This window comes from Pseudalkalibacillus sp. NRS-1564 (assembly GCF_050467905.1).
In the GTDB taxonomy this organism is placed as follows: domain Bacteria; phylum Bacillota; class Bacilli; order Bacillales; family Guptibacillaceae; genus Guptibacillus; species Guptibacillus hwajinpoensis_B.
On record NZ_JBITPM010000011.1, the window covers coordinates 125,604 to 151,956 of the forward strand.

Annotated in this window: 28 protein-coding genes; 1 reads left to right on the forward strand and 27 read right to left on the reverse strand. The window is 41.3% G+C overall.

All coding sequences use genetic code 11. The features are described from left to right. Nucleotides 1–27: 27 nt before the first annotated feature. The 24 genes from rpsB to smc form a co-directional block, all read right to left on the reverse strand. Entirely contained in the window at nucleotides 28–759 is a 732-nt protein-coding gene (rpsB, locus tag ACIFPW_RS05605; protein WP_430242674.1) for a 30S ribosomal protein S2, read from the reverse strand. Between the two features lie 298 nt (nucleotides 760–1,057). Beyond that, entirely contained in the window at nucleotides 1,058–1,834 is a 777-nt protein-coding gene (gene codY, locus ACIFPW_RS05610; RefSeq protein ID WP_194221417.1) for a GTP-sensing pleiotropic transcriptional regulator CodY, read from the reverse strand. A 21-nt stretch (nucleotides 1,835–1,855) separates the two neighbouring features. After that, the gene (gene hslU, locus ACIFPW_RS05615) at nucleotides 1,856–3,250 is read right to left on the reverse strand and encodes an ATP-dependent protease ATPase subunit HslU (protein WP_430242677.1); all 1,395 of its coding nucleotides are present in this window, start codon (nucleotides 3,248–3,250) and stop codon (nucleotides 1,856–1,858) included. Between the two features lie 30 nt (nucleotides 3,251–3,280). Then, nucleotides 3,281–3,820 carry an ATP-dependent protease subunit HslV gene (gene hslV, locus ACIFPW_RS05620; RefSeq protein ID WP_430242680.1) on the reverse strand — a complete coding sequence of 180 codons (540 nt, stop codon included), beginning with the start codon at nucleotides 3,818–3,820 and terminating at the stop codon, nucleotides 3,281–3,283. Nucleotides 3,821–3,840: 20 nt separating this feature from the next. Beyond that, nucleotides 3,841–4,746 (reverse strand): tyrosine recombinase XerC, encoded by a 906-nt coding sequence (gene xerC, locus ACIFPW_RS05625; RefSeq protein WP_430242683.1) that lies wholly within the window; start codon nucleotides 4,744–4,746, stop codon nucleotides 3,841–3,843. Nucleotides 4,747–4,807: 61 nt separating this feature from the next. Next, on the reverse strand, nucleotides 4,808–6,112 hold the full coding sequence (gene trmFO, locus ACIFPW_RS05630) for an FADH(2)-oxidizing methylenetetrahydrofolate--tRNA-(uracil(54)-C(5))-methyltransferase TrmFO (protein ID WP_427391991.1): 1,305 nt from the start codon (nucleotides 6,110–6,112) through the stop codon (nucleotides 4,808–4,810). A gap of 15 nt (nucleotides 6,113–6,127) precedes the next feature. Next, nucleotides 6,128–8,200, reverse strand: coding sequence for a type I DNA topoisomerase (gene topA, locus ACIFPW_RS05635; protein ID WP_430242685.1), 2,073 nt, complete (start codon nucleotides 8,198–8,200; stop codon nucleotides 6,128–6,130). A gap of 71 nt (nucleotides 8,201–8,271) precedes the next feature. Beyond that, nucleotides 8,272–9,168, reverse strand: coding sequence for a DNA-processing protein DprA (dprA, locus tag ACIFPW_RS05640; RefSeq protein WP_430242688.1), 897 nt, complete (start codon nucleotides 9,166–9,168; stop codon nucleotides 8,272–8,274). An 84-nt stretch (nucleotides 9,169–9,252) separates the two neighbouring features. Further along, the gene (gene sucD, locus ACIFPW_RS05645) at nucleotides 9,253–10,161 is read right to left on the reverse strand and encodes a succinate--CoA ligase subunit alpha (RefSeq protein ID WP_430242691.1); all 909 of its coding nucleotides are present in this window, start codon (nucleotides 10,159–10,161) and stop codon (nucleotides 9,253–9,255) included. Between the two features lie 16 nt (nucleotides 10,162–10,177). Continuing rightward, the gene (gene sucC, locus ACIFPW_RS05650) at nucleotides 10,178–11,338 is read right to left on the reverse strand and encodes an ADP-forming succinate--CoA ligase subunit beta (protein ID WP_194221409.1); all 1,161 of its coding nucleotides are present in this window, start codon (nucleotides 11,336–11,338) and stop codon (nucleotides 10,178–10,180) included. Between the two features lie 290 nt (nucleotides 11,339–11,628). Then, nucleotides 11,629–11,805 (reverse strand): hypothetical protein, encoded by a 177-nt coding sequence (locus ACIFPW_RS05655; protein ID WP_303531272.1) that lies wholly within the window; start codon nucleotides 11,803–11,805, stop codon nucleotides 11,629–11,631. A 65-nt stretch (nucleotides 11,806–11,870) separates the two neighbouring features. Further along, on the reverse strand, nucleotides 11,871–12,650 hold the full coding sequence (locus tag ACIFPW_RS05660; RefSeq protein WP_430242694.1) for a ribonuclease HII: 780 nt from the start codon (nucleotides 12,648–12,650) through the stop codon (nucleotides 11,871–11,873). A gap of 51 nt (nucleotides 12,651–12,701) precedes the next feature. After that, nucleotides 12,702–13,550 carry a ribosome biogenesis GTPase YlqF gene (gene ylqF, locus ACIFPW_RS05665; protein WP_194221406.1) on the reverse strand — a complete coding sequence of 283 codons (849 nt, stop codon included), beginning with the start codon at nucleotides 13,548–13,550 and terminating at the stop codon, nucleotides 12,702–12,704. Between the two features lie 50 nt (nucleotides 13,551–13,600). After that, a complete protein-coding gene (gene lepB / locus ACIFPW_RS05670) occupies nucleotides 13,601–14,164 on the reverse strand; it encodes a signal peptidase I (protein ID WP_430242697.1) in 564 nt (187 codons plus the stop codon). Between the two features lie 172 nt (nucleotides 14,165–14,336). Next, nucleotides 14,337–14,681, reverse strand: coding sequence for a 50S ribosomal protein L19 (rplS, locus tag ACIFPW_RS05675; RefSeq protein WP_098443362.1), 345 nt, complete (start codon nucleotides 14,679–14,681; stop codon nucleotides 14,337–14,339). Nucleotides 14,682–14,808: 127 nt separating this feature from the next. After that, entirely contained in the window at nucleotides 14,809–15,540 is a 732-nt protein-coding gene (trmD, locus tag ACIFPW_RS05680) for a tRNA (guanosine(37)-N1)-methyltransferase TrmD (RefSeq protein ID WP_194222285.1), read from the reverse strand. A 1-nt stretch (nucleotide 15,541) separates the two neighbouring features. Then, a complete protein-coding gene (gene rimM, locus ACIFPW_RS05685; protein WP_430242700.1) occupies nucleotides 15,542–16,057 on the reverse strand; it encodes a ribosome maturation factor RimM in 516 nt (171 codons plus the stop codon). Further along, nucleotides 16,054–16,470 (reverse strand): YlqD family protein, encoded by a 417-nt coding sequence (locus ACIFPW_RS05690; RefSeq protein ID WP_430242703.1) that lies wholly within the window; start codon nucleotides 16,468–16,470, stop codon nucleotides 16,054–16,056. Before ACIFPW_RS05690 ends, rimM begins: the two co-directional genes overlap by 4 nt. A 378-nt stretch (nucleotides 16,471–16,848) precedes the next feature. Then, entirely contained in the window at nucleotides 16,849–17,076 is a 228-nt protein-coding gene (locus ACIFPW_RS05695) for a KH domain-containing protein (protein ID WP_430242706.1), read from the reverse strand. An 82-nt stretch (nucleotides 17,077–17,158) separates the two neighbouring features. Next, nucleotides 17,159–17,431 (reverse strand): 30S ribosomal protein S16, encoded by a 273-nt coding sequence (gene rpsP / locus ACIFPW_RS05700; RefSeq protein WP_098443358.1) that lies wholly within the window; start codon nucleotides 17,429–17,431, stop codon nucleotides 17,159–17,161. A gap of 83 nt (nucleotides 17,432–17,514) precedes the next feature. Next, complete coding sequence (gene ffh, locus ACIFPW_RS05705) at nucleotides 17,515–18,864, reverse strand: signal recognition particle protein (protein WP_430242709.1); 1,350 nt, start codon at nucleotides 18,862–18,864, stop codon at nucleotides 17,515–17,517. Between the two features lie 12 nt (nucleotides 18,865–18,876). Then, complete coding sequence (locus tag ACIFPW_RS05710; protein ID WP_194221400.1) at nucleotides 18,877–19,206, reverse strand: putative DNA-binding protein; 330 nt, start codon at nucleotides 19,204–19,206, stop codon at nucleotides 18,877–18,879. Nucleotides 19,207–19,307: 101 nt separating this feature from the next. Then, on the reverse strand, nucleotides 19,308–20,303 hold the full coding sequence (ftsY, locus tag ACIFPW_RS05715) for a signal recognition particle-docking protein FtsY (RefSeq protein WP_430242712.1): 996 nt from the start codon (nucleotides 20,301–20,303) through the stop codon (nucleotides 19,308–19,310). Between the two features lie 18 nt (nucleotides 20,304–20,321). Then, nucleotides 20,322–23,885 (reverse strand): chromosome segregation protein SMC, encoded by a 3,564-nt coding sequence (gene smc / locus ACIFPW_RS05720; protein WP_430242716.1) that lies wholly within the window; start codon nucleotides 23,883–23,885, stop codon nucleotides 20,322–20,324. A gap of 245 nt (nucleotides 23,886–24,130) precedes the next feature. Between smc and ACIFPW_RS05725 the strand changes: the two genes are divergently transcribed. After that, nucleotides 24,131–24,355, forward strand: coding sequence for a DUF1128 domain-containing protein (locus tag ACIFPW_RS05725; protein ID WP_194221397.1), 225 nt, complete (start codon nucleotides 24,131–24,133; stop codon nucleotides 24,353–24,355). Between the two features lie 46 nt (nucleotides 24,356–24,401). Here ACIFPW_RS05725 and rnc read toward each other — a convergent pair whose 3' ends face one another. The 3 genes from rnc to fabG all read right to left on the reverse strand — a co-directional run bounded on the left by rnc (nucleotide 24,402) and on the right by fabG (nucleotide 26,351). Further along, nucleotides 24,402–25,193 carry a ribonuclease III gene (rnc, locus tag ACIFPW_RS05730; protein ID WP_194221396.1) on the reverse strand — a complete coding sequence of 264 codons (792 nt, stop codon included), beginning with the start codon at nucleotides 25,191–25,193 and terminating at the stop codon, nucleotides 24,402–24,404. A gap of 115 nt (nucleotides 25,194–25,308) precedes the next feature. Further along, nucleotides 25,309–25,542 carry an acyl carrier protein gene (gene acpP, locus ACIFPW_RS05735; protein ID WP_048309824.1) on the reverse strand — a complete coding sequence of 78 codons (234 nt, stop codon included), beginning with the start codon at nucleotides 25,540–25,542 and terminating at the stop codon, nucleotides 25,309–25,311. Between the two features lie 68 nt (nucleotides 25,543–25,610). Beyond that, entirely contained in the window at nucleotides 25,611–26,351 is a 741-nt protein-coding gene (gene fabG, locus ACIFPW_RS05740; protein ID WP_194221395.1) for a 3-oxoacyl-[acyl-carrier-protein] reductase, read from the reverse strand. Nucleotides 26,352–26,353: the final 2 nt, after the last annotated feature.

Consider the following 26,353-nt stretch of genomic DNA (forward strand, 5'->3'; position numbering starts at 1 on the left):
GTTCCCCTTTATCACCCCTTTGTGTTCTTATACAGATGTTTCTTCAGTTTCTACCGCTTCAACTTCTGCTTCTTCTTCTACTTTGCTAACTTCGATAACAGCGTCAGCCATTTTAGCAGTAAGAAGTTTCACAGCGTGGATTGCATCGTCGTTACCAGGGATAATATAGTCGATCTCATCTGGATCACAGTTTGTATCCACGATCGCAACGATTGGGATATTAAGCTTACGAGCCTCAGCAATAGCAATACGCTCTTTACGAGGGTCGATTACGAACATTGCGTCTGGAACGCCGTTCATATCTTTAATACCACCAAGGAATCTTTCAAGGCGATCCATTTCTTTTTTAAGAAGCATAACTTCTTTCTTAGGTAGTACTTCAAAAGTACCGTCTTCTTGCATCTTCTCAAGGCTCTTCAGGCGGTTAATACGCTTTTGAATAGTTTCAAAGTTCGTAAGCGTTCCACCCAACCAGCGTTGGTTGATGTAGTATTGACCAGCACGGATCGCTTCATCCTTAACGGAATCTTGCGCTTGCTTTTTTGTACCTACGAAAAGAACTTTACCACCGTCCTGAGCAATGTCACGAACGAAGTTATAAGCTTCTTCGACTTTCTTCACTGTTTTTTGAAGATCGATAATGTAGATACCGTTTCTTTCAGTGAAGATATAAGGTTTCATTTTCGGGTTCCAACGACGAGTCTGATGACCGAAGTGTACCCCAGCTTCAAGAAGCTGTTTCATAGAGATTACTGCCATGATTGTGTTCCTCCTAATGGTTTTTTTTATCCTCCGCTTGCATCTATTTCGGAAAAAACTGCGTCTGCAGCACCACTTTCCAAATCAACAAGCGTGTGTGATTAACACCGTTGATTAATATATCATATCAAGTGACAAGTCGCAAGTTTAAATCTTAAATTCCATGAATACCTACACAAACTCACTCTCACAGTACGCTTAAACGGTTAGGATTCAACTCCATCGTTTGCAAAAGGACTGTTGAAATCGGCAACATTCTATTAAAAAAGCTCCGAGAGATCTCGGAGCTTTAGATGAATTACTGTGTCTTAAGTTTTGAAAGCTCTACAAGGAATTTATCGTTAAGAACTTTAATGTAAGTTCCTTTCATTCCTAGAGAACGAGACTCAATAACACCAGCACTCTCAAGCTTACGAAGAGCGTTTACGATAACAGAGCGAGTGATGCCTACGCGGTCAGCAATTTTACTTGCAACTAGAAGTCCTTCATTACCTTCAAGTTCTTCAAAGATGTGCTCGATTGCTTCAAGTTCACTATAAGAAAGAGAAGAAATCGCCATTTGTACAACCGCTTTGTTTCTTGCTTCTTCTTCAATTTCTTCCGCTTTTTCATGAAGAATTTCCATTCCTACTACTGTTGCACCATATTCAGCTAATAGAAGATCATCATCTGAGAATGAGTCGCTTAGACGTGACAGGATGAGCGTACCAAGACGGCTTCCACCACCAACGATCGGTACAATTGTTGTAAGACCTTTTTCAAAGAGGTCACGGTTTTCTACTGGGAAAGCTGTGTACTCGCTTGTGATATCCAGATTCGAAGAAGTTTCTGCAATGTTGAACAGGTTTTGTGTATATTCTTCAGGGAACTGACGCTCAGAAAACATTTTCTTCATACGTTCGTTTTCGATTTCTTGATTAATTGCGATTCCAAGTAGCTTACCTCTGCGGCTTACGACATATACGTTTGCCATAATGACGTCTCGTAGTGTTTCAGCCATGTCTGTAAAGTTAACTGGCCCCTCAGATTTTTGTAGCATTCCATTAATTTTTCTTGTTTTTTCAAGTAAATTCATAGTTTTGTCCTCCTGCATGTATTATAGGATGTATTGGCTGAGGTCACGGTTCTTCGCAATAGAAGCTAACTTTTCCTCAACATACTCTGGTGTAATCGTGATGCTGTCTAGATTAATGTCCGGTGCTTCAAATGAAAGATCTTCAAGAAGCTTTTCTAAAATTGTGTGCAGTCTTCTTGCGCCAATGTTGTCAGTGTCCTGATTCACTTCGGTTGCAATCGTAGCAATTTTAAGAATAGCATCGTCAGAAAATTCAACTTTAATACCTTCTGTTTCTAATAATGCTGTGTATTGCTTCACAAGAGCATTATCAGGCTCTGTTAATATACGTTTAAAATCGTCTACGGTTAAACTTGATAACTCAACGCGGATTGGGAATCGGCCTTGCAGTTCAGGGATTAGATCAGATGGTTTCGACATGTGAAATGCCCCCGCGGCCATAAACAAAATATGGTCTGTTTTTACTGGACCGTACTTCGTTGTTACCGTTGAACCTTCTACGATTGGCAATATGTCTCTTTGAACGCCCTCTCTGGATACATCAGCTGACTGCTGACTTTTCCCCGCGACCTTGTCAATTTCATCAATGAAGATGATACCCGTTTGTTCCGTCTTTGAAACTGCATCCTGTGCGACTTCATCCATATCCACAAGTTTTGCTGCTTCATCCTGCGTTAAGACCTTTCGTGCTTCTGACACCGGAAGCTTACGTTTTTTCTTCTTTTTAGGCATGATATTTCCGAGCATATCCTGCATGTTCATACCCATTTGCTCCATGCCAGCTCCCTGGAACATGTCCATCATGGAATTGTTTTGTTCTTCCACTTCAACAGTAATCATCCGATCTTCGAGTTCACCTAGCGCAAGCTGTTGAGCTATTTGCTTTCGTCTTGAAGCAATCGACTGATCTTCTGAACTAGCCTGGGTATTTGTTTCTTCTTGCCCCTGATTACCAAATAACATTTCAAGCGGATTCTTGTATTGTGTCTGCTTCTTATTAGACGGTACGAGCAGTTCCACAATGCGTTTATTCGCATTTTCTTCCGCTCTGCCCTTCACCTGTTCCATTCGGTCTTCTTTGACAAGTCTGATTGATGTTTCAACGAGATCGCGAACCATTGATTCCACATCTCGGCCTACATAACCCACTTCAGTAAATTTCGTTGCTTCTACTTTAATGAAAGGAGCATTGACAAGACGAGCCAGTCGTCGCGCAATTTCAGTTTTACCAACGCCTGTTGGCCCAATCATTAAAATATTTTTTGGATTCACTTCATCCTTCAGTTTATCGCTTAAAAGACCCCGACGGTAACGATTTCTCAATGCCACGGCAACAGCCTTTTTCGCGTCATTCTGACCAACTATATACTGATCAAGCTTTTCAACAATTTGTCTCAGTGTTAATGGATTAGACATACGATCTCCTCCAAAGATACAGTTTATATACTAAATGGTTTCTACGATAATTTGATCATTTGTGTACACGCAAATTTCTGATGCAATTTCCATAGAGGCCTGCGCAATTTCTTCAGCGGTTTTGTTATCACTGTATCGCTTAAGAGCTCTACCTGCTGAAAGTGCGTAGTTAGAACCTGAACCAATGGAAAGAATGCCATCATCAGGTTCGATCACTTCACCAGTACCTGAGATAAGCAGAAGCTCATCCTTATTCATAACGATTAACATGGCTTCAAGCTTTCTTAGTACACGGTCACTGCGCCACTCTTTTGCGAGTTCAACAGCAGCACGCTGTAGGTTACCGCCGAATTCTTCCAGTTTGCTTTCGAATTTCTCAAAAAGAGTGAATGCGTCCGCAACTGATCCTGCAAATCCAGCAACCACCTTCCCATGAAATAACCTTCTTACTTTCTTAGCCGTATGTTTCATGACTACGGCATTGCCAAATGTCACCTGGCCATCACCGGCCATTGCGCACTCTCCATTATGCTGTACTGCAAATATCGTCGTTGAATGAAAGTCTCCCATAAGTTCCTCCTCCCGAGCTATTAAGCTCTTGGGTGATGGTTCATGTATATATTTCGCAATCGATCTCCCGTCACATGGGTATAGATCTGAGTAGATGATAAATCGGAATGTCCTAAAAGCTCCTGAACAGATCGTAAGTCTGCCCCTTCATTCAGTAAATGTGTTGCGAATGTGTGTCTCATCACATGGGGACTTATATGTACATGCAGCGAAGCGTTTTTCACAATCTTATCTAAAATTGTTCGTACGCCTCTTGCTGTCACGCGACTACCTCTAAAGTTTAAAAACAGGGCTTTTGTCGGCTCTTTTCCGGACGAACCGAGTTTTACTCGTCCATCCTCTAAATACTCTTTTATTGCATCTATAGCGAAACTACCAATTGGTACATATCTTTCCTTACGCCCCTTACCGATTACAAAAATGGTACCAATCGCAAAATCAATGTCTTCTAAATTAAGCGCAACGCATTCACTAACGCGAATGCCACACCCGTACAATACTTCGAGCAAAGCTCTGTCTCTTTGACCAAGCGGCTTCGACGTATCGGGCGTATCAAACAATACATTGAGCTCTTTTTCATACAAAAATTGTGGAAGGCGCTTCTCTTGCTTCGGTAGTGAGCTCATTGTAAATGGATTAATCTCAACAATGTTTTCGCGTAAAAGGAATCGATATAAGCTTCGTAACGTTGAAATTTTTCTCGCTGCTGTTTTTCTTGCGTAACCTCGCTCGTGAAGCTCAGTCAAATAAATTCTGACATCTGCATAAGAAACAGCAGCAAAGACATCGATAGTCTGCTGCTTCATAAAAGACTTGAAATGTTCAATGTCCTGTAAGTAACCTGAGATCGTATGTGGTGAACAATTCTTCTCAATCTGAAGATACTCAGAAAATGATTGAATATGAGCTTGTTGGTTGTTATTCATCGTTATCACCTCAAAAGGCTTCTAAATCGTATCACAATTTAGAAGCCTTAGCAATAGGAATTTACAATCTTTTTACAAAATTCTGAATTGTTTCTAACGCTCGATTAGCGATCGTTTCATTACGCTCTTTCTTGCCTTTAATTCGCGTTTCAAGCGGTGGGAACAAACCAAAGTTAGCATTCATCGGTTGGAAGTTATCCGGATTAGCCGTCGTAATATAATTCGCTAGACTACCAAGCGCAGTTTCTTCAGGAAACACTAGCGGCTCTTCATCCTTCATTAGTCGAGCAGCGTTAAATCCAGCGATTAGTCCAGATGCCGCTGATTCTACGTACCCTTCCACACCTGTCATTTGACCTGCAAAGAATAGATTCTCGCGATCTTTGTATTGGTAAGTAGCTTTCAATAAGTTCGGAGAGTTAATAAACGTATTTCGATGCATTACGCCATAACGTACGATGTCCGCGTTCTCAAGTCCAGGAATTAAGCGAATCACTTCTTTTTGCGGTCCCCATTTGAGATGCGTTTGGAATCCAACAATATTATATAGGGTACCAGAAGCATTATCCTGCCTTAGTTGAACGACAGCGTAAGGACGCTTTCCTGTTCTAGGATCCTCAAGACCCACAGGTTTAAGAGGACCAAACGTCATCGTCTTCTGCCCGCGCTGGGCCATTACTTCAATTGGCATACATCCTTCGAAGAAAATTTCCTTCTCAAATTCTTTAAGCGGAACCGTTTCAGCTGAAATAAGTGCTTCATAGAACGTATTAAATTCTTCTTCCGTCATTGGACAGTTTAAGTAAGCTGCCTCTCCCTTATCATAGCGTGACTTCTTATACACTTTCTCCATATCAATGCTTTCCGTTTCGATAATAGGAGCAGCAGCATCATAAAAGTATAGGTACTCTTCTCCGCTTAAAGCCTTTAACTGATCTGAGAGATCCTTAGAAGTTAGCGGGCCTGTCGCTATAATTGTTGGCCCTTCAGGGATTTTTGTACACTCTTCCGAAAAAACCGTTACGTTTGGATGGTTTTTAACATTCTCCGTTACCTTCGCAGCGAATTCATGACGATCCACAGCCAGTGCACCACCAGCCGGAACGGCACATTCGTCAGCAGACTTAATGATAACTGAATCCATTCGACGCATTTCTTCCTTTAAAACGCCGACTGCATTTGTTAACGTATTCGCTCTTAGTGAATTACTACATACTAGCTCAGCAAATTTATCGGTATGGTGAGCAGGCGTTTGCTTCTTAGGACGCATCTCATAGAGATGAACGTCCACTCCTTGCTTTGCAAGTTGCCACGCTGCTTCACTTCCAGCAAGTCCGGCACCGATTACCGTCACATGTTTACTCATTGCCATAACCCCTTACTAGTTTTCTTCTTCAACGAAATCGCAGTTTACGCATTTGATTTCTTTCTTTTTCTTCGTTTTCTTCTCAACAAGTAAATCACCGCATTTAGGACATGGTCTCTTGATTGGTTTATCCCATGAAAGAAAATCACATTCAGGAAAACGATCGCAACCATAGAAAAGACGGTTCTTTTTACTTTTTCGCTCTACAACATTACCTTCTTTACACTTCGGACAGGTAACGCCAACTTCTTTAAGGATTGGTTTTGTATTACGGCAATCAGGAAAGTTTGAGCAAGCCATGAATTTCCCATAGCGTCCCATCTTGATGACCATAGGTGAACCACACTTCTCACAATCTTCTCCAGCGGGTTCATCTTTAATCTCGACTTCCTTCATTTCTTCCTCGGCTACTTTCAGCCGCTTTTCGAAGTTTTGATAAAATTCATTGATGACAGAAATCCATTCTGCATCGCCATCCTCAATTTTGTCAAGATCATTTTCTAATCCAGCAGTGAATTCAATATTGATGATATCCTGGAAGAACTCCAAAATCAGTTCTAATACAATTTCACCGAGCTCAGTTGGCACAAATTTCTTATCTTCTAACGCCACATACCCTCGACGTTGAATCGTATCAAGCGTAGGAGCGTAAGTAGAAGGGCGGCCTATACCGAGTTCTTCCATTGTTTTAACAAGGCGAGCTTCTGAATATCTCGGCGGTGGCTGTGTGAAGTGCTGAGAAGGATCAATTTCTGACGTAGAAACATCCATGCCTTCTTCAAGGTCAGGAAGCATTTTATCTTCTTCCTTTTTATTGTCGTCGTTTCCTTCAACGTACACCTTCATAAACCCTTTGAATTTCACTTTAGAACCAGTCGCACGGAAGATCGTTCCGTTGTTCTCAAGATCTACACTCATCGTGTCCATAATAGCCGGTGCCATCTGACTGGCTACAAAACGCTCCCAGATGAGCTTGTATAAACGGAGCTGATCGCGCTTTAAGTAAGCCTTCATCTCAGATGGATCACGCATAACCGATGTCGGTCGAACCGCTTCGTGAGCATCTTGTGATTTACCTGATTGTTTCTTAGCAGGCTTTTTAGCTGATAAGTATGTGTCTCCATATTTACCTTGAATGTATTCCTTCGCTTCATCCTTCGCTGTTTCAGAGATGCGTGTTGAGTCAGTTCTCATGTACGTAATTAAACCGACTGTACCTTGTTTACCAATCGCAATCCCCTCGTAAAGCTGCTGAGCAAGCATCATTGTTTTCTTCGCTCTGAAATTTAACTTTCTTGCTGCTTCCTGTTGAAGAGAAGATGTTGTAAATGGAAGGGCTGGGTTTCGCTTACGTTCTTTCTTTTGAACGGATTGGATCTCAAACTGATCTCCTTCAATGCGCTTTAACACGTTGTCGACGTCTTCACGTGATTGAAGATCTGTTTTCTTTCCATCCACTCCGTAAAACCCAGCTTCGAATTGCTCTCCATCTTTTTCGAAAGAAGCTTTGATTTTCCAATATTCTTCTGCCTGGAAATTCTGAATCTCTTTCTCTCTTTCAATGATAAGGCGAACTGCAACGGATTGAACTCGTCCAGCACTTAGGCCTTTCTTCACTTTTTTCCATAATAATGGACTGATGTTATACCCAACAAGACGGTCAAGTACTCGACGCGCTTGCTGTGCATCCACTAAATCCATGTTAATTGGTCTCGGCTGCTTGAAAGCATCCTTTACCGCATCTTTTGTAATTTCGTTAAATACGACCCTGCATTCAGTTTGCTCATCAATCTTCAAACTGTGAGCTAGATGCCACGCAATCGCTTCCCCTTCGCGATCGGGGTCAGCTGCGAGATAGACTTTCTTCGCTTTTTTGGCTGCATCTTTAATTTCCTTAAGGACAGGGCCTTTCCCGCGTATTGTTATATATTTAGGAGCATAGTTGTTTTCCACATCAACGCCCATCTGACTTCTTGGCAGGTCAATGACATGACCTAATGAGGCTTTCACCTGATATTTCTTTCCTAAATATTTTTCAATTGTTTTTGCTTTAGCGGGAGATTCAACAATAACTAGATAATCTGCCACAATACGTTTCCTCCCCCCATTGAGGTAAATTTTAAAATCTTCCTTATTATTAAATAGTCAAAACTCGTTTGTCAAATAGTGCTAGTTTCATTTTCATGAAAATTCGGTAATTCATCAAGTATATCTTTTGCCTCTAATACTAGCTTAGCCCCCTGCTGAATAAGTCGATTTGTTCCTTCAAAGTACGAGTCAGTCATCCTGCCTGGTAAGCAAAAAACTTCTCGTCCCTGATCCATCGCTTGATCAGCAGTAATCAACGAACCACTTCGTTTTCTTGCTTCTACAATAAACGTTCCAAGCGATAATCCGCTAATAATTCGATTCCGCTCAGGAAACTGATGTTTTTCTGGTCCCCTATCTGGTGGATATTCTGAAAGCAGAAGACCGTTTTTGGCAATTATTGAAGCAAGCAGCTGATTTTCTTTAGGGTAGATATGCTTAAACCCGCTTCCAAGGACGGCAATCGTTCCTGCATCGTGATCAAGCGCGATCCGGTGTGCAAGAGTATCAACACCGAGAGCAAGACCACTTACGATCGTCCAACCTTTCGTTACGATTGGCGTTAAAATAAGTTTCATCATCGCTTCCGCATCACGCGAATGATTTCTTGATCCGACGACACTAAGGGCTCGTTGTTCATTAAGAAGCGCGGTGTTACCGATACAATATATAACCCACGGTGCATCATAAATATGCGAAAGCCTTTCAGGGTATGCTTCGTCAAATCTCGTAATAGCCCGAATTTCCCCTGCTTTAATATGAGAAAACCTCCATGGTTTTTTCATATGAAGATCTTCATATAATAAGCTCGCATGCTCTCCTGGTATGTGAAATTGTCTTAACTGAGTAGCAGACATATCATATATGCTTTGAAGCGTTGGGTCAAATGTAAGAAATGAACGCAGCACTTTCCAGTCAGTTCCTCGGCACTGATGTAACTGAATTAACCGGCTTCTAAACGTTCTCAACCATGCCTCTCCCCTATCAGCATTAAAATGTATTATTTCTCGTTATGTATAAGAGAAATAGCTCCCGAACGGGAGCTATTACCATTAAGCCTTATGTGTTGTGCACTTCTCTAGTAATCCTTTATCTTCAAGAACAGAGATGAGCGTTTCGCCCATTACAGCAGGTGTAGGTGCGACTTTAATTCCGCACGACTCCATTGTTTTGATCTTCTCGTCAGCTGTCCCTTTACCGCCAGAAATAATTGCACCGGCATGACCCATGCGCTTTCCTGGAGGCGCCGTTTGGCCACCGATAAATCCAACGACAGGCTTTGTCATGTTTGCTTTCACCCATTCTGCCGCTTTTTCTTCTGCCGTACCACCGATTTCGCCGATCATAATGACGGCGTACGTATCTTCATCTTCGTTGAAAGCTTGCAAGACATCGATAAAGTTCGTTCCGTTAACAGGATCTCCGCCGATTCCAACAGCAGTGGATTGACCGATTCCTGATTCAGAAAGCTGATGAACAGCTTCATACGTTAATGTACCAGAACGAGAAACCACTCCTACGTGACCTTTTTTGTGAATGTATCCAGGCATAATACCAATTTTACATTCATCAGGAGTAATCACACCAGGACAGTTCGGTCCTACAAGACGTGTTTTCTTTCCTTCCATATAACGCTTTACTTTCACCATATCGATGACAGGAATACCTTCCGTAATACAAATCGCAAGGTCCATTTCAGCGTCTACCGCTTCCATGATCGCATCTGCTGCAAAAGCAGGCGGAACATAGATGACAGAAGCATTAGCACCAGTTTTTTGAACAGCTTGCTCAACTGTATCAAATACGGGAACGCCTTCCACTTCAGTACCGCCCTTACCTGGCGTTACACCACCAACAATTTTCGTACCATACTCAAGCATTTGCTGTGTATGAAATAAACCAACTGATCCTGTAATTCCTTGAACGATGACTTTTGTATCTTGATTAATGTATACGCTCATTCCTAGTCCCGCCTTTCTACTTCACTAATGAAACGATTTTTTCCGCGCCGTCAGCCATAGACTCAGCAGCGGTAATATTTAATCCAGAATCTTTCAGGATTTGCTTTCCAAGATCAACATTTGTGCCTTCAAGACGAACAACAAGCGGAATTTCAAGACCTACTTGCTTCGTAGCTTCTACAACACCTTCAGCAATAACGTCACACTTCATGATCCCACCAAAAATGTTTACATAAATACCTTTAACATTTTTGTCTGATAGGATGATTTTGAAGGCTTCCGTCACTTTCTCAGCTGTTGCGCCGCCCCCAACGTCAAGGAAGTTAGCGGGGTCGCCGCCGTAATGCTTGATAATATCCATCGTAGACATTGCAAGCCCTGCACCGTTAACCATGCAGCCGATATTACCATCAAGAGCAATGTAGCTAAGCTCATATTTTGATGCTTCGATTTCCTTTGAATCCTCTTCATCAAGATCACGAAGTTCAAGGATATCTTTATGGCGATAGAGCGCATTTGGATCAAAGTTTAATTTAGCATCAAGAGCCATTACGTTCCCATCCCCAGTTGTTACAAGAGGATTGATTTCCGCAATTGAAGCATCTTTTTCTACAAAAACTTTGTATAAACCAAGCATAAACTTCACTGCTTTATTGATTTGTTCTTTCGGGATATTAATATTAAATGCTAGTCTTCTAGCCTGGTAACCCTGAAGACCTACAGCTGGATCGATCACTTCTTTGAAGATTTTCTCTGGGCTGTGTTCAGCCACTTCTTCAATTTCAGTTCCGCCTTCTTCAGATGCCATCATGACCACTCTTGACGTTACACGGTCAAGTACTAGACCAACGTAATATTCCTGTTTAATATCGCAACCTTCTTCAATAAGTAAGCGCTTTACTTCCTTACCTTCTGGTCCCGTTTGATGAGTAACTAGTGTTTTTCCGAGGATCTCCTCAGCGTATGTACGAACTTCCTCAAGGTTCTTGGCAATTTTAACACCGCCAGCTTTTCCTCGACCACCTGCGTGGATTTGTGCTTTTACAACGTAAACTTTGCTGTCTAATTGTTTTGCAACGTCCACAGCTTCTTTCGCGGAGTATGCGACTTGTCCATTAGGGACTGATACCCCGTAGCTTCTTAGGACTTCTTTTCCTTGATATTCATGGATATTCATTCTCTCATCCTCCTATCCTAGTCAATCAAATCTTTGACGACGTTTTCATTGTATAGAAAATTCACACCGATTGTCTACCCTTTTGCATAAAGTCTCTGTTCTTTCTTGCAAATATTGTTCCAATTTATCCAGGAAAGTAGCTGTATGGCGATTGTTTCGCTCTTACTTAGATGTAAAAATTGCCACTTTTCGCAAAAAAACGCTGCGTGAGTCTCAACGATATTCGAAACTTTCAACTTTTTATTGATGAAGCAAGATTGATGACTAAAATTACAAAAAAAGAAGAGGGGCTATCTCCCCTCTTCCCGTTCGTCTCTTCCTGCTTTTTTAGGTGAGTTCTCTTGCTCTCTTTTTTTATGATCCGTAATCGTTAATTCTCTTGCGGCCGCAGGTGTGTAAACTCCAAATTCCTCTCCGGCTTCTTCATAAAACGAGTCGTTTTTGTCTGGACGTCCTGGATCTTTCACAAATGATTGCTCCTTCACACTAGAATAGGTATAGTATCAACTGTTTCAGCCTATTCATACACCATTTATAGCAAGCCTAAGCGATCTCTTACAGGAGCAAATGATTTTCGATGTGCATCCGTGACACCATATTGATCAAGAGCAGCGAGATGTTCTTTCGTTCCATACCCCACATGTCGCTCAAATCCATATTGAGGATAAGTTTCTGCTAATTTTACCATCATGCGGTCACGTGTCACCTTCGCAACGATTGAGGCTGCTGCAATACTAACACTTCTCGCGTCACCTTTAATGAGCGATTCCTGATCGATTTGTAGTGGGATGTGCATGGCATCCACTAGTAAGAAATCAGCTTGGACGTTCAATCCCTCAACGGCTTGTTGCATTGCTTTTTTGGTTGCTTGATAAATATTTAATTCATCAATTTCGCTTGAGCTGACAACGCCAATTCCAATTGAAATAGCATCCTTATGTATCTGATCAAATAAGTCATTGAGTTTCGCATGAGACAGTTTTTTTGAATCCTGTAGCCCAAGAATAGGTACATCAGGGTTTAATATGACCGCTGAAGCAACCACAGGGCCTGCTAAAGGGCCTCTTCCTACCTCATCGACTCCCGCTATAGCAAGACGACCTTGTTCTCTGTAATGAGCTTCTAAGACGCTCATCTCTTCATGCATTTGAAGTATTTTTATTTTTTCTTGCTCTTTCTTTCCTTCTCTAGCAATTAAGCTCATCACACCTTTGCGTGTATCCTGTTTCCATGCTTCCCAATCATCGTTAGTATATTGCCCTTGCTTCAACATCTGGGTAATTTCTTTAATTGACTTTAGTTTTTCACTCATTGAATCTCCTCTTTCTCTTCAGTTCATTTAAAAAAGGTAAGGCTCATGGCCTTACCTTTCTGGCGTTTCAAGTGTCACATCGCCCAATTTACCACTTCGAAGCTCACGAAGCACGGTCTCAGCTGTTTTATCGTAATCAATCCAGCCGCCACTCATTAAAAAGCCACGTTTTTTCCCAATTTCATCAAACAACTCTACAACATCTTCAGGTATATCCTCAAGGTGGTAGCGATCCTTCAAGCGATTAGGATAATATTCACTCATGAATTTGAGCACATATACCGAAATATCCTGAAAATCCAGGATTTCATCTTTAATCGCTCCGGTAGCAGCCAGTTTATATCCGGTTATCTGATCTTCAAACTTAGGCCATAAAATACCTGGCGTGTCGAGAAGGTCCATTTCATCGCCTACTTTGATCCACTGCTGCTTTTTCGTAATACCTGGTCGATCTCCTGTTTTAGCAATCTTCTTCCCCGCTAAACGGTTGATCAAGGTAGATTTCCCAACGTTAGGAATTCCTAAGATTAAGGCCCGAACCGCACGCGGCTTCATGCCCTTCTCGATCATCCGATCAATCTTATCACTCATTAGCTCTCTTGCTGCTGCAGGAATACTTTTCACGCCTTTACCGGTTTGCGAATCAATTGCCAATGCTTTATGTCCTTGCGATTGAAAATAGTGTTTCCATTCAGTTGTTTTCTGATCATCCGCCATATCTGCTTTATTAAGCAAAATTAGTCTTGGCTTTGAAGAAACTATTTCATCAATCATCGGATTCCTTGAAGCAAGCGGGATGCGTGCATCCACTAGTTCAATTACAACATCAATCATTTTAAGCTTCTCGGTAATCTCCCGGCGTGCTTTTGCCATATGTCCGGGAAACCATTGAATCGTCATGCCATCTCCACCTATTCTCAAATCATGAGGTATCAAAAAATTCTAGATCCTCACTCCATTACTTGTATATCATTTAAGGGCCAAAAAATAACGTTTGCTTCTCCGACAACTTTTTCAACAGGAACGAAGCCAATGGAACGACTATCTTTACTATGCTGGCGATTGTCCCCCATCACAAACAATTGTCCTTCTGGAACTGTAGCTTCACCAGTTACACCAGTTAAATCAAAATCGTACGTTAAGTTCCCTTCTAACAAATCATCTTTATATGGTTCTAGATAGGGCTCCTTAACCGCTTCACCATTTACGTAAAGCATATCACCTTTGTATTCCACTTTATCTCCAGGCAGACCAATCACTCGTTTAATATAATCTTTACCTTCAGGTGCCTCGAATACAATGATATCGAAACGTTCAGCATCACCAATATTATAGCTGATTTTGTTCACGATCATCCGATCACGATCCTGTAATGTCGGCATCATGCTTTCGCCATCAACAACAATGGGAGCAAAAATAAAATAGCGAACGGCTCCTGCTAGTATAAAAGCAATGATGAGCGCACGTATCCACTCCCAGGAATCTTTCTTCTCTGCTGATTTGGTGCTTTTCATGCTCGTTCCTCCTAATGAAAGGGTCTTTTTTACCTATTTCTTTCCCCTCTAGCCTTTCCTACAAACCTTTATAACCCGCTTTATTTTATCATAGAAAGTTACTTATTTCACATGAGTTTTTTTCAATAGAAAAAAGGAGCCTGACAATGCAAGCTCCCTTTCGCGTCTAACTTTATCGAATTTCTTTAATACGAGCGGCTTTACCACGAAGTGCACGCAAGTAGTATAGCTTAGCACGGCGAACTTTACCGCGACGAGCAACTTCAAGCTTAGCAACTTTCGGTGAATGTACAGGGAATGTACGCTCAACACCTACTCCGTAAGAAATCTTACGAACTGTAAATGTTTCACTGATTCCGCCACCACGTCGTTTAATCACAACACCTTCGAATAACTGGATACGCTCACGAGTACCTTCGACAACTTTAACGTGAACTTTCACAGTATCTCCTGGTCGGAAATTAGGAAGATCCGACTTAAGTTGGTCTTTTGTGATATCCTGGATTAACTTGTGCATCAAGTAACCCTCCTTCCACACAGATGCTCATATAAATAATCTTTCATTACAGCGGAACATCGTAATAACGTGACTAATGCCACAACTGTTATCATAGCATAGCACTTTTTAGATTACAAGAATGAATTCACTCTTTTTCTCGCTTAATATCTTGAAGAAATTTCTCTTCTTCCTTCGTCAAGTCTTTCTCTCTAAGAAGATCCGGTCTTCTATTCCACGTGCGCCTTAACGATTCCTTAAGACGCCACTTACGAATAGCCTCATGATTTCCTGATAGAAGCACATCAGGCACGTTTAACCCAGCATACTCAGCAGGGCGTGTGTAGTGAGGGTGCTCTAGTAAACCACTACTAAACGAATCCATAGGAGCTGATGTATCATTACCTAGTACTCCAGGGAGAAGCCTTGTAACACTGTCAATAACGACCATGCTTCCAAGCTCTCCTCCTGTTAAGACAAAGTCACCAATGGAGATCTCATCCGTTACTAGATTTTCTCGAATACGCTCATCATATCCTTCATAATGACCGCAAATGAAAATAAGATGATCTTCCTTCGCAAGCTCTTCCGCTTTCTTTTGTGTAAACCTTTCTCCCTGAGGACACATCAGAATGACGCGCGGATGCTTTCCTGCTGAAAGATCGGCGACAGCATCAAAAACCGGTTGAGGCGTCAACACCATACCCGCTCCCCCGCCGTAAGGATAATCATCAACGTTTTTGTGCTTATTCGAACTATAGTCACGAAAATTGGTCACATTATAAGTCACAGCCCCATTATCCTGAGCACGCTTTAGAATCGAATGATTAAATACACCTGAGAACATTTCAGGAAACAGCGAAAGCACATCAATCTTCATGCTAATCACGAAGTCCTTCCATTAAATGAACGGTAATTTTCCCTTCACTTAAATCGACCCGTTTCACCACTTGCTCGATGTATGGTAACAAAAGATCCTTACCCCCGCCAGCAGTTTGAACAACCCAAACATCATTTGCTCCTGGTGAAAGAATTTCTTTTACCTTACCAAGATATTCGCCATCTTCAGTATGAACTTCAAGCCCGATAATATCACGGTAGTAGAATTCTTCTTTTGATAGCTTGCCGCCTTGATCTTCCTTTACTTTCAGAATACCTTCTTTCATGTGCTGTACTTCGTTTATATTGTGAAACCCTTCAAATGTAAGCAAATCAAACTGCTTATGCTTTCTATGTGATGAAACTGTTAAAGATACAGGCTCATCATCCTTAAACAAGTACAGCTTGTTGCCTATTGCATAACGCTCCTCTGGAAAATCAGTTCTAGAAATAACGCGTACTTCACCTCGCACGCCATGTGTATTCACGATCTTTCCTACATTAAGCCATTCTGTCATATCATAATATCCTTTCCTTTTGAGTCAGGGACGATGCTTTGCACAACCCCATCTTTTACGACTATTTTACCTTTTTGCTCTCTTCCATGCCACTCGTCCCCAATTTGAACTTCCTGAATGGATTGAATTTCACCGTCGTGAATTTCAGAACCTAAAGTCAACTGATCAAGTTGATCCATTTTGAAATCAAGGAATGACATTCGTTCAGATCTTGTCCGAATTTCTTTATCGAATTGATCAGCTATCCACTTTTGATCAGAAGGGCGTTTTTTTTGCAGGCGCTTCATTTCAAATTGAAGATGATCACATTCCCGCAGAAGAGAGGCATGTTCTTTTTGCCATTTGTCTAGATAGGAAGCCCGGCTTTCTTCAGTTAAAATTTGTTTCACATCATACGTTACAATGATTTTCATCTCGCTGCCCTCCATATGTAAATAGGACCTGATTTTCACATGATATATAGATGCAATAGAAAAACCTGGCTTCTGGCCAAGTCTTTTGAAAGGGAAAGCCTTCGTATTTGATGTTAAATCCACGTTCTCATAAGGGTATGTTAATAAATGTTATTGATTTTTGGCTAAGGCGAGTGAAACAGATATTTCATTCAATTGAGCCAAAAATCGAGATATCATCACTATAAGATAATATAGCTTATCATAAAAAAAGAACCCTTACGAACAATGAGAGTTTTTATAAACGTTAGATATGGATTATGAATCTGGTGAAAGGCACGTGAATTGAAAGGTTCATTCGAGTGAGCCAAAACAAAAAAAGAGGAGTTTCATCTCCCCCTAAAGTATCTCCAACTGTACACGTTTATTGGACTGAACAGCAGCGGCGTTCATCACCGTACGAATTGATCGAGCGACCTTTCCCTGCTTCCCAATCACTTTTCCTGTGTCCTCTGCATGAACGTGAAGCTTGTATATATCCAAACTGCTTGTCTCTTCTTTTTCAACACGAACATCATCAGGATAATCGACAAGAGCTTTTACAATTGTTTCAACCAGGGCTTCCATTATACTCTACCACCTTTTTAAAAATGATGGACCTAGATACACCAAAGGAGGCTTTCAAGAAAGCCTCCTCTAAGGTGTTAAATTACTTTGTGTTTTTTGCGTTGTGAAGCTTCTCCATAAGACCTGCAGTGGAGAATAAGTTACGTACTGTATCAGAAGGCTTAGCGCCTTTAAGCATCCAATCAAGAGCTTTCTCTTCGTTGATTTTCACTTCAACTGGATTAGCAACCGGATTGTAAGTACCGATTTCCTCGATGAAGCGTCCGTCACGTGGTGCACGTGAATCAGCAACAACTACGCGATAGTAAGGAGCTCTTTTAGCACCCATACGCTTTAAACGAATTTTAACTGCCATGTGTTTCACCTCCAAAAATATTCACATAAATAAATATAATATCATAAATTTATACTCTTGTAAAGAGAAAATTTACTTCATTTTTATTGCATGAATGGGAAATTCATGCCCTTACCTTTTTTCTTACCGCCTTTAGACATGTTGGTCATCTGTTTCATCATCTTCTTCATCTCGTCAAATTGTTTCAAGAGACGATTGACATCTTGCACAGATGTTCCACTACCGACGGCAATTCTTTTTTTGCGACTCGCATTGATGAGATCAGGCTCTTCTTTCTCGCGTGTTGTCATGGATTGAATAATAGCTTCAACTCGGCCAATTTGCTTCTCATCAACACTGACATTTTTCATGGCTTTTTTGTTCATTCCAGGAATCATGTCCATCAATTCATCAAGCGGTCCCATGTTTCGAACCTGACCAAGCTGATCAAGGAAATCATCGAACGTAAAGCTCATCGTTCGCATCTTTTTCTCAAGTTCTTTAGCTTTGTCTTCATCTACTGAAGTCTGGGCTTTTTCAATGAGCGTTGAAACGTCTCCCATTCCGAGAATTCGCGATGCCATTCTCTCAGGATGAAACGGTTCAAGTGCATCGAGCTTCTCACCCATACCAGCAAACTTGATCGGTTTATCTGTTACAGACTTGATCGAAAGTGCAGCACCACCGCGTGTGTCACCATCAAGCTTTGTGAGAATGACACCTGTTATATCAAGCGCATCATTAAAGCTTTCAGCTACATTCACAGCGTCCTGTCCTGTCATCGAATCAACGACAAGGAAAACTTCGTCAGGCGTAACAGCTTCTTTAACATCTTTTAGCTCTTGCATTAGATTTTCATCAATATGCAATCGACCGGCTGTGTCAATAATGACATAGTCAAGATGCTCTTCTTTTGCTTTTTCGATTGCTTTAGTAGCAATCTCAACCGGACTAACCTGATCGCCCATCGAGAACACCGGCATACTAAGTTGTTTACCAAGCGTTTCAAGCTGGTTAATCGCAGCAGGACGATAGATATCCGCCGCTACTAATAGTGGTTTACGGTTGTGATTTTTACGTAAATGGTTTGCAAGCTTCCCGACAGTAGTCGTCTTACCTGCACCCTGTAGTCCGGCCATCATAATAACAGTCGGCGGGCGACTTGAAACAGCAATTTTGCTCTGTTCGCCACCCATTAGCGCTGTCAGCTCTTCATTAACGACTTTAATGACCTGCTGCCCTGGCGTCAGGCTTTTCATAACTTCCTGTCCGACGGCGCGCTCTTTGACCTTATTGATAAACTGTTTTACGACTTTAAAGTTAACATCGGCTTCAAGCAAGGCTAACCTTACTTCGCGCATCATTTCTTTGACGTCAGCTTCCGTTACTTTCCCTTTACCGCGTATCTTCTGCAGGGTGTCTTGCAGTCGGTCGGCTAACCCTTCAAATGCCATGTTCGCCGCCTCCTAATCCAGTTTTTCAAGCGATGTAATCAACGGCAGCGCCTTCGAGTGTTCATTCTCACTCGCGATCGCTTCTCTAAGCTTTTCTAACAGCTCTTGCCTTTTGATATAACGCTCGAATAGCAACAGTTTTGCTTCATATTCTTCTATCATTTGTTCAGTTCGCTTAATGTTATCATAGACAGCCTGACGGCTAACTTGAAATTCTTCTGCGATTTCACCAAGTGAATAATCATCAAGGTAATACAATGCCATATAATTACGCTGTTTCGGTGTTAAAAGCGACTGATAAAAGTCGAATAACGAGTTAATTCTCATCGTTTTCTCTAGCATTGTTAACAGCCCCTTGTTAAGGTAATCACCTTTACGTTAATTATATTACTATGCGTCATTTTATTTGTCAAGATTTTTTCTTAACACAAATAATTTAGAATTTATTCTTCGTTTTCTTCCTCTTCTTCAATGATGGAAGAGAATAGTCCGTATACGAATGTATCAGGATCAAACTCCTGCAAATCATCCATTTTCTCCCCAAGCCCTACGAGTTTAACAGGGATATCCAGTTCGTGTCGAATAGCAAGCACGATTCCACCTTTTGCTGTTCCATCAAGCTTGGTTAACGCAATGGCAGACACGTCTGTTGATTGTCCAAATTGCTTCGCCTGACTCATCGCATTTTGTCCTGTAGTGGCATCTAGAACGAGAATCACCTCATGTGGACCTGATGGCACTTCACGTTGAATCACACGTTTTACTTTTTCTAGCTCATTCATAAGGTTTACTTTGTTCTGAAGACGCCCCGCTGTATCACAAAGCAATATATCTGCGTTTCGTGATTTAGCAGATTGAACAGCATCGAATACAACTGCTGCTGGATCTGAGCCTGCTTGGTGTTTAATCACATCAACTTCAGCTCGTTCACCCCATACTTCTAATTGCTCAATTGCTCCTGCTCGGAACGTATCCCCCGCTGCAAGAACCACTTTCTTTCCTTCTTGTTTAAACTTATGTGCGAGCTTTCCAATAGTAGTTGTCTTTCCTACCCCATTAACTCCAACGAACAAGAAAACCGTTAAACCTTCTTCTTGTACATTAAGAGACCCATCTTCATCAGACTTATGAAGAAGTTCTGCTAACTTTTCTGAAATAACGCTTTGCAGTTCCTTCGTATCTTTAATGTTACGCGTTCTCGCTTCATCTTTTAATACGTCAATGAGATCCATTACAGTCGCAACACCCACATCGGCACTGATAAGAAGCTCCTCTAGCTCTTCAAAAAAATCTTCATCAACTTTGCGATAGTTTTTTACGAGGTTATTCATTTTTGTTGAGAAAGACGTTCTTGTTTTCTCAAGACCGTCTTTAAATTTTCCGCTTACTTCATCTGTTTGTGTTGTGAACTTGTCTTTTAACTTTTTAAAAAAACTCACGTTTAATCCCCCTACTCATTATTGCGATATTAATTGCTTCGATTCTTCAAGTCTAACGGAAACGAGTCGGGATACACCTGACTCTTGCATTGTAACGCCATATAGAACATCAGACTCTTCCATTGTACCTTTTCTGTGTGTAATCACAATAAACTGCGTTTTTTCACTAAATTGCTTTAAATATTTCGCAAATCGATTGACGTTCGCATCGTCTAGCGCTGCTTCTACTTCATCCAGGACGCAAAACGGAACAGGTCGAACTTTTAAAATCGAGAATAAGAGAGCGATGGCCGTGAAAGCTCGTTCTCCTCCTGATAGAAGCGCTAAATGTTGAAGTTTCTTCCCTGGCGGTTGTGCTAATATATCCACGCCTGTTGAAAGAAGATTATCCGGATCTGTTAGTACGAGATCTGCTTTACCTCCACCAAACAATTCCTTAAAGACAATTTGGAACTGCGCTCGTATTTTAGTAAATGTATCTTCAAAGCGCTTTTTCATCTCTTGATCCATTTCCTCGATCACATCATACAATGTTTTTTTCGCTTGAAGAAGATCCGCTTGCTGTTCACTAAGAAACGTATAGCGATCATTCACTCGTTCATACTCATCTATCGCACCAAGATTAACGGTACCAAGCTCATCAATTTCTAGCTTAATGAGCTTTAGCTTACGCTTAGCATCTTCAGGTTCCAGTGTAAGAATGTGCTTTTCTTTCGCCGCTTCATAAGTCAGTCCATACTCTTCACTTAAAATAGCTAACCTGTTCTCAAGTTCTACATCAAGTCTGTTAATCCGCACCTCAACGGCCTGCATTAATCCTGAAAGCTGCTTTTCCTCTGCGATTAATAGATCGAGCTTGCTACTGACAGATTCAATCTCCTGTTGTAAAGATAACTTCACTTCACGTTCATTCTGTAGTGTTGTAAGAAGCTTCTCTTTCTCAGATCGGAATGAGACGATATTTTGGTCAAGCTTCTCCTCACCATTAGAATTGGAAGACATAGCTTCTGATAGGAGCGTAAATTCTTCGGTTGTTTCGGTTAGCTGAGCATTCGTTTCATTTTGTTCAGACGTTAAGCGGTCCAGCGTCTCTTTCTGATTCTGGAATGATTGCTGGTGCTCCGCCACTTTCACTTTAAGGTCTGTGATCTCAGTTTGTATTGTCTCACGAGACGTTTGCTGCGTTTGTTTCTTAGCAGTCAGGTTCTCGATCTTACCTTCAAGTTCTTCTGCTTGTTGAGTAATCACCTCAAGACGTTCGGTCAAATAAACGTGCCGCTTCTGATGAGTTTCTACTTCCTCATCGATCGCTTTCTTCTCTCGATCGTACAGCTGCAGACGTTCGTTTGTGTTCCGTTCGTCTCCTTCAATTGCTCTCAAATCACCAAGAAGAGACTGTTCTTCAAGTCTAAGATTCTCTCCTCGTTCGCGCATTTCATCAAGGTTCTCTTCAAGATCCGCTAATATTGCTTTATCCTGCTTGATCTCCTGCTCGGCTACAGCGGTCTTCTTCTGCATATCGTCAAGCTTGTTGATCAGTAGTTCAAGATCTCGCTGACGACTTAGAAGCGATGATGATTTTTGCTTCACACTACCTCCGCTCATAGAGCCACCTGGATTAACAACATCACCTTCAAGGGTTACGACGCGCGTTCGATATTGCATGATTTTTGCAAGTTCGTTTGCACCCTTTAGGTCTTTAGCTACGAGAACAGAGCCTAATAAGTTCTCCATCACGGCCTGATACTTCGGATCGTATGTGATGAGTTCGGAAGCCACGCCTACGAAAGCTTCATTTTCCTTAGCACGATCTAAATCATAGTTCGAAATTTTTCTTGATTTCACGACTGACAGCGGAAGGAAAGTGGCTCTTCCGGAACGGTTCTTCTTCAAGAATGAGATCGCCTGTCTTCCTGCAGCCTCATCACGAACAACGACATTCTGCATCGCACCGCCAAGGGCCGTTTCAAGCGCTGTTTCTACATCTTTAGGTACTGTTATTAGTTCCGCAACTGCCCCTTCAATCCCAGTAAGGTCTTCGCGAGCTTTGAGTACTTCTTTAACACCCTGGAAGAAACCAGCATAATCATCCTGCATTTCTTCTAACATTTCTTTCTTAGACTTGTATTGTTGAATATATTGATAAGCTTGATAAAGCTTAGATTCTTTCTCACCAAGCTCTTTCTTTTTCTCTTCCACGTCATGCTTGCTTTTATAGAACCGAGACACGTGAGCTTCAAGTAGCTTCTTGGATTCGGCTAATTTTGCAGAACGTTCCTCTTTCTTTTCGTCCACAGCGCTTCGTTCTTCAATGTATTTATGATTATCTCCATCCAGTCGCTCCTTACGCTGATTAAGAACAGAAAGCTGATCTTGAAGATAGCGGTTTTCGTTTCGAATCGACGCTTGTTCGTTAAGTAGCTCGAAGTAATCCGATTTCATATGATCAAGTTCTTGTTCAATGTCTTGCTCAATATCAGAAAGAAGCTCTGTTTCTTTTTTAAGACTGGCCTTTAAGTCACTTAATTCTTTCTTTTGCTGATCAAAGCGTTTATAGTGATGCTCAATTTCTTTCTCATAATAACTTTTTTTCTCTTGTAAAAACGTCATACGCTCACTCAAATTAGTGCGATTTTGATGCGCATTTTTTTTCCGTTCCTTAAGCACTTCTTTCTTTCCTTCAAGCTTCTCTAACTCTTCACTCGTATCAAGGAGCTGCTGCTGATAAGCTTCTAACTTACTCTCAGACTGATCAAGCTTTAATCTAATATTCGTTAGCTCTTCTTTCTTAACCTTAATGGAATCGCCGAGACTGCTTTCTCTCTCCTTTAACGAATCCAATTCAGCTTTCTTTTGCTTCCATGATTGATGATACTCTTCAATTTCATGAACCGTTAGTGCCGCTTCAATCTTTTCCAAGTCTTCTCGCTTTTGCAAGTAATCTTTGGCGATCGATGCCTGCATGCGGAGTGGTTCAACTTGATCCTCCAGCTCATAAAGAATATCCTCGACGCGGTGGAGGTTATCTTCTGTCTCTTTTAAACGAGTTTCCGCCTTCGTCTTGCGGGTTTTATATTTCAACACGCCCGCAGCTTCTTCAAAAATCTTGCGACGTTCTTCAGATTTGCTACTAAGAATCTCTTCAATTCTACCTTGACCAATAATGGAAAATGATTCTTTCCCTAGCCCAGAATCCATGAAGAGCTCAATGATATCTTTTAAACGACATGTCTGGTTATTTAATAAATACTCGCTATCTCCCGATCGATATACACGCCTCGTGACACTAACCTCATTATAGTCAATCGGTAGATATTGATTAGTATTATCAAGCGTAAGCGTTACTTCTGCTAAGTTGACCGCCTTTCTCGTATCGCTACCTGCGAAAATGATATCTTCCATTTTAGCACCTCTAAGTGACTTGGCTGATTGTTCACCAAGTACCCAGCGAATGGCGTCATTTATATTACTTTTGCCGCTCCCGTTCGGGCCGACAACTGATGTTACTCCTGGGACAAACTCAACTGAAATACGATCGGCGAATGACTTAAAGCCGACTACATCTAATCGTTTGAGGAACATCATCTTTCCCCCTCATCTGTTTTATCTATGTATGCGAATCAAAACGTTTGGTTTACTTTCATCACTAACTGTCTTATTTTATCATAAAACAATGACCTCTACGATACTGAGCTGAGACATGTTACAATAAGGAAAACCCTAAAGCAAGACAATGACTCTCTCATTGTTACTTGATTGGGAAATGGTACATAGCATGGCGACATGTCGTCATTAATTAAGTCAAATGAATAAGGCAGGTGTTACGAATGGATCTTTCCATTAAATCAGAAGAAAATCTAGCTTTTATGGTTGAGAGCATTAAAGAAAAAATGCAGGTGATCAATTCTGGCATGATTAAGCCAGAATCATTCGATTTATCTTCTTATGAAGATATTCATGAAATCTATGTGATGTTAAACAAAAAACAATCACTTAGTGTTGCAGAAATGCAGGCAATCTTAGCTGAACTAGGCAAATTGCGCGCATCCTAAATCGTTAGTTAAAAGAGAATGAATCTAATGAAAAAGAATCCTGGGATCAGGATTCTTTTTCATTACGATCTTTTAAGTTTATAAGTGCTTTTTGAGCGGCCATTTGTTCGGCTTCTTTCTTTGAGCGTCCGACCCCAACACCAAGATCACTTCCATTTAACATAACTTTCGAGGAGAACTCTCTGTTATGTGCGGGTCCTTTTTCATCGGTAATAACGTAATCAATCACGCCAAGGCTTTCACGCTGAATAACTTCCTGAAGCTGGCTTTTATAATCCATCACATGAGAAAAAGCACCGGCGTTAATTTTGGGATAAACAAACTTCTCAAGAAATTCAAAGACGACTTCAAGACCTTGATCAAGATACAAAGCACAGACGAATGACTCGAATACATCAGCAAGAAGGGCAGGGCGCATTCTACCACCCGTCATCTCTTCTCCTTTGCCAAGAAGCACGAGATGTCCAAAATTCATGTCATTTGCAAACTGAACAAGTGATGGTTCACAAACAATTGCGGCTCTTAGCTTCGTTAGCTGGCCTTCACTCATATTCGGGTACTTTTCATATAAGTATCTTGATATCGTAAGCTCAAGTACGGCATCTCCAAGAAATTCAAGACGTTCATTATCCATCTGCGGATGCAGTCGATGCTCATTCACATAGGATGAATGGGTAAAAGCTTGAAAAAGAAGCTGTTCATTTTCGAACGATACACCAATTTCCTTTTGAAAAGCAGTGAATTGCGATCTGATTGCCTCTCCAACCACGAGTTGTCGTGAATGCTTAGGTTTGAAACGTCTGGCTCTCGTTTTTGGTGAATGTTTTGATTTGGACATAGATACCTCCACGACTTATCACTATCCTCTTTGTACTCTGGAGCTTTAATCATTAATAGGAATAAACCCCCAGGCTAGCGAGGTTTATTCCACAACTTCAGGGTGATCCTGAAGATTATTGATGGCTGTTTATGTAATCAATTACATCGCCAACTGTTACAATTTTCTCAGCATCTTCATCGGAAATTTCAAGATCAAATTCATCTTCAAGTTCCATGACTAATTCCACTACATCAAGGGAATCGGCACCAAGGTCGTCTTTGAAAGAAGCTTCTGGTTTAATTTCAGATTCTTCAACTCCAAGACGATCAACAATAATTTTTGTTACACGCTCTAGTGTATCTGCCATTAGACTCACCTCCCCTCAAGCTATTATAGGATATATAAAACAAAAAAAACTAGATGTTGTTGAAAAAGTTACATGATCATGCCGCCGTCAATATGAAGCGTTTGACCTGTAATATAATTGGCATCGTCAGAAACGAGAAATTTCGTTGCTTTAGCGATGTCCTCAGCTGCACCGAGTCTTCCAAGTGGAATTTGACCTTTCATTCCGCTTTTCACTTCATCAGAAAGTTCGTCTGTCATATCAGTTTCGATGAAACCAGGCGCAAGCGCATTAACCGTAATGTTGCGACTAGCAAGCTCTTTAGCAGTTGTTTTCGTTAAACCGATCACGCCTGCTTTCGCTGCTACATAGTTAGCTTGACCTGCATTCCCAGCTACACCCACGACAGATGCTACGTTTACAATGCGACCGTAGCGCTGTTTCATCATTTGACGAGTAACGGACTTCGTACAGTTAAAGACACCTTTTAAGTTTGTGTCGATAACGGAATCCCACTCTTCTTCCTTCATGCGCATAATGAGATTATCACGTGTAATGCCGGCATTATTCACAAGCACCTCAAGACTTCCGAAAGTTGAAACAACTTCCTTAATCATGCCCTGAACTTCTTCCATGCTTGCTACGTTTGCTTTAATCGCAATCGCATTTCCACCAGCTGCTTTAATTTCGTCTACAACGCTATTTGCTTTCGCTTCACTTCCTGCATAATTGACAGCTATGTTCATGCCCTCTTTAGCAAGCTCTAATGCAATTGCGCGTCCAATACCTCGGGAGGCTCCTGTTACTAGAGCCGTTTTATTTTCAGCCATCG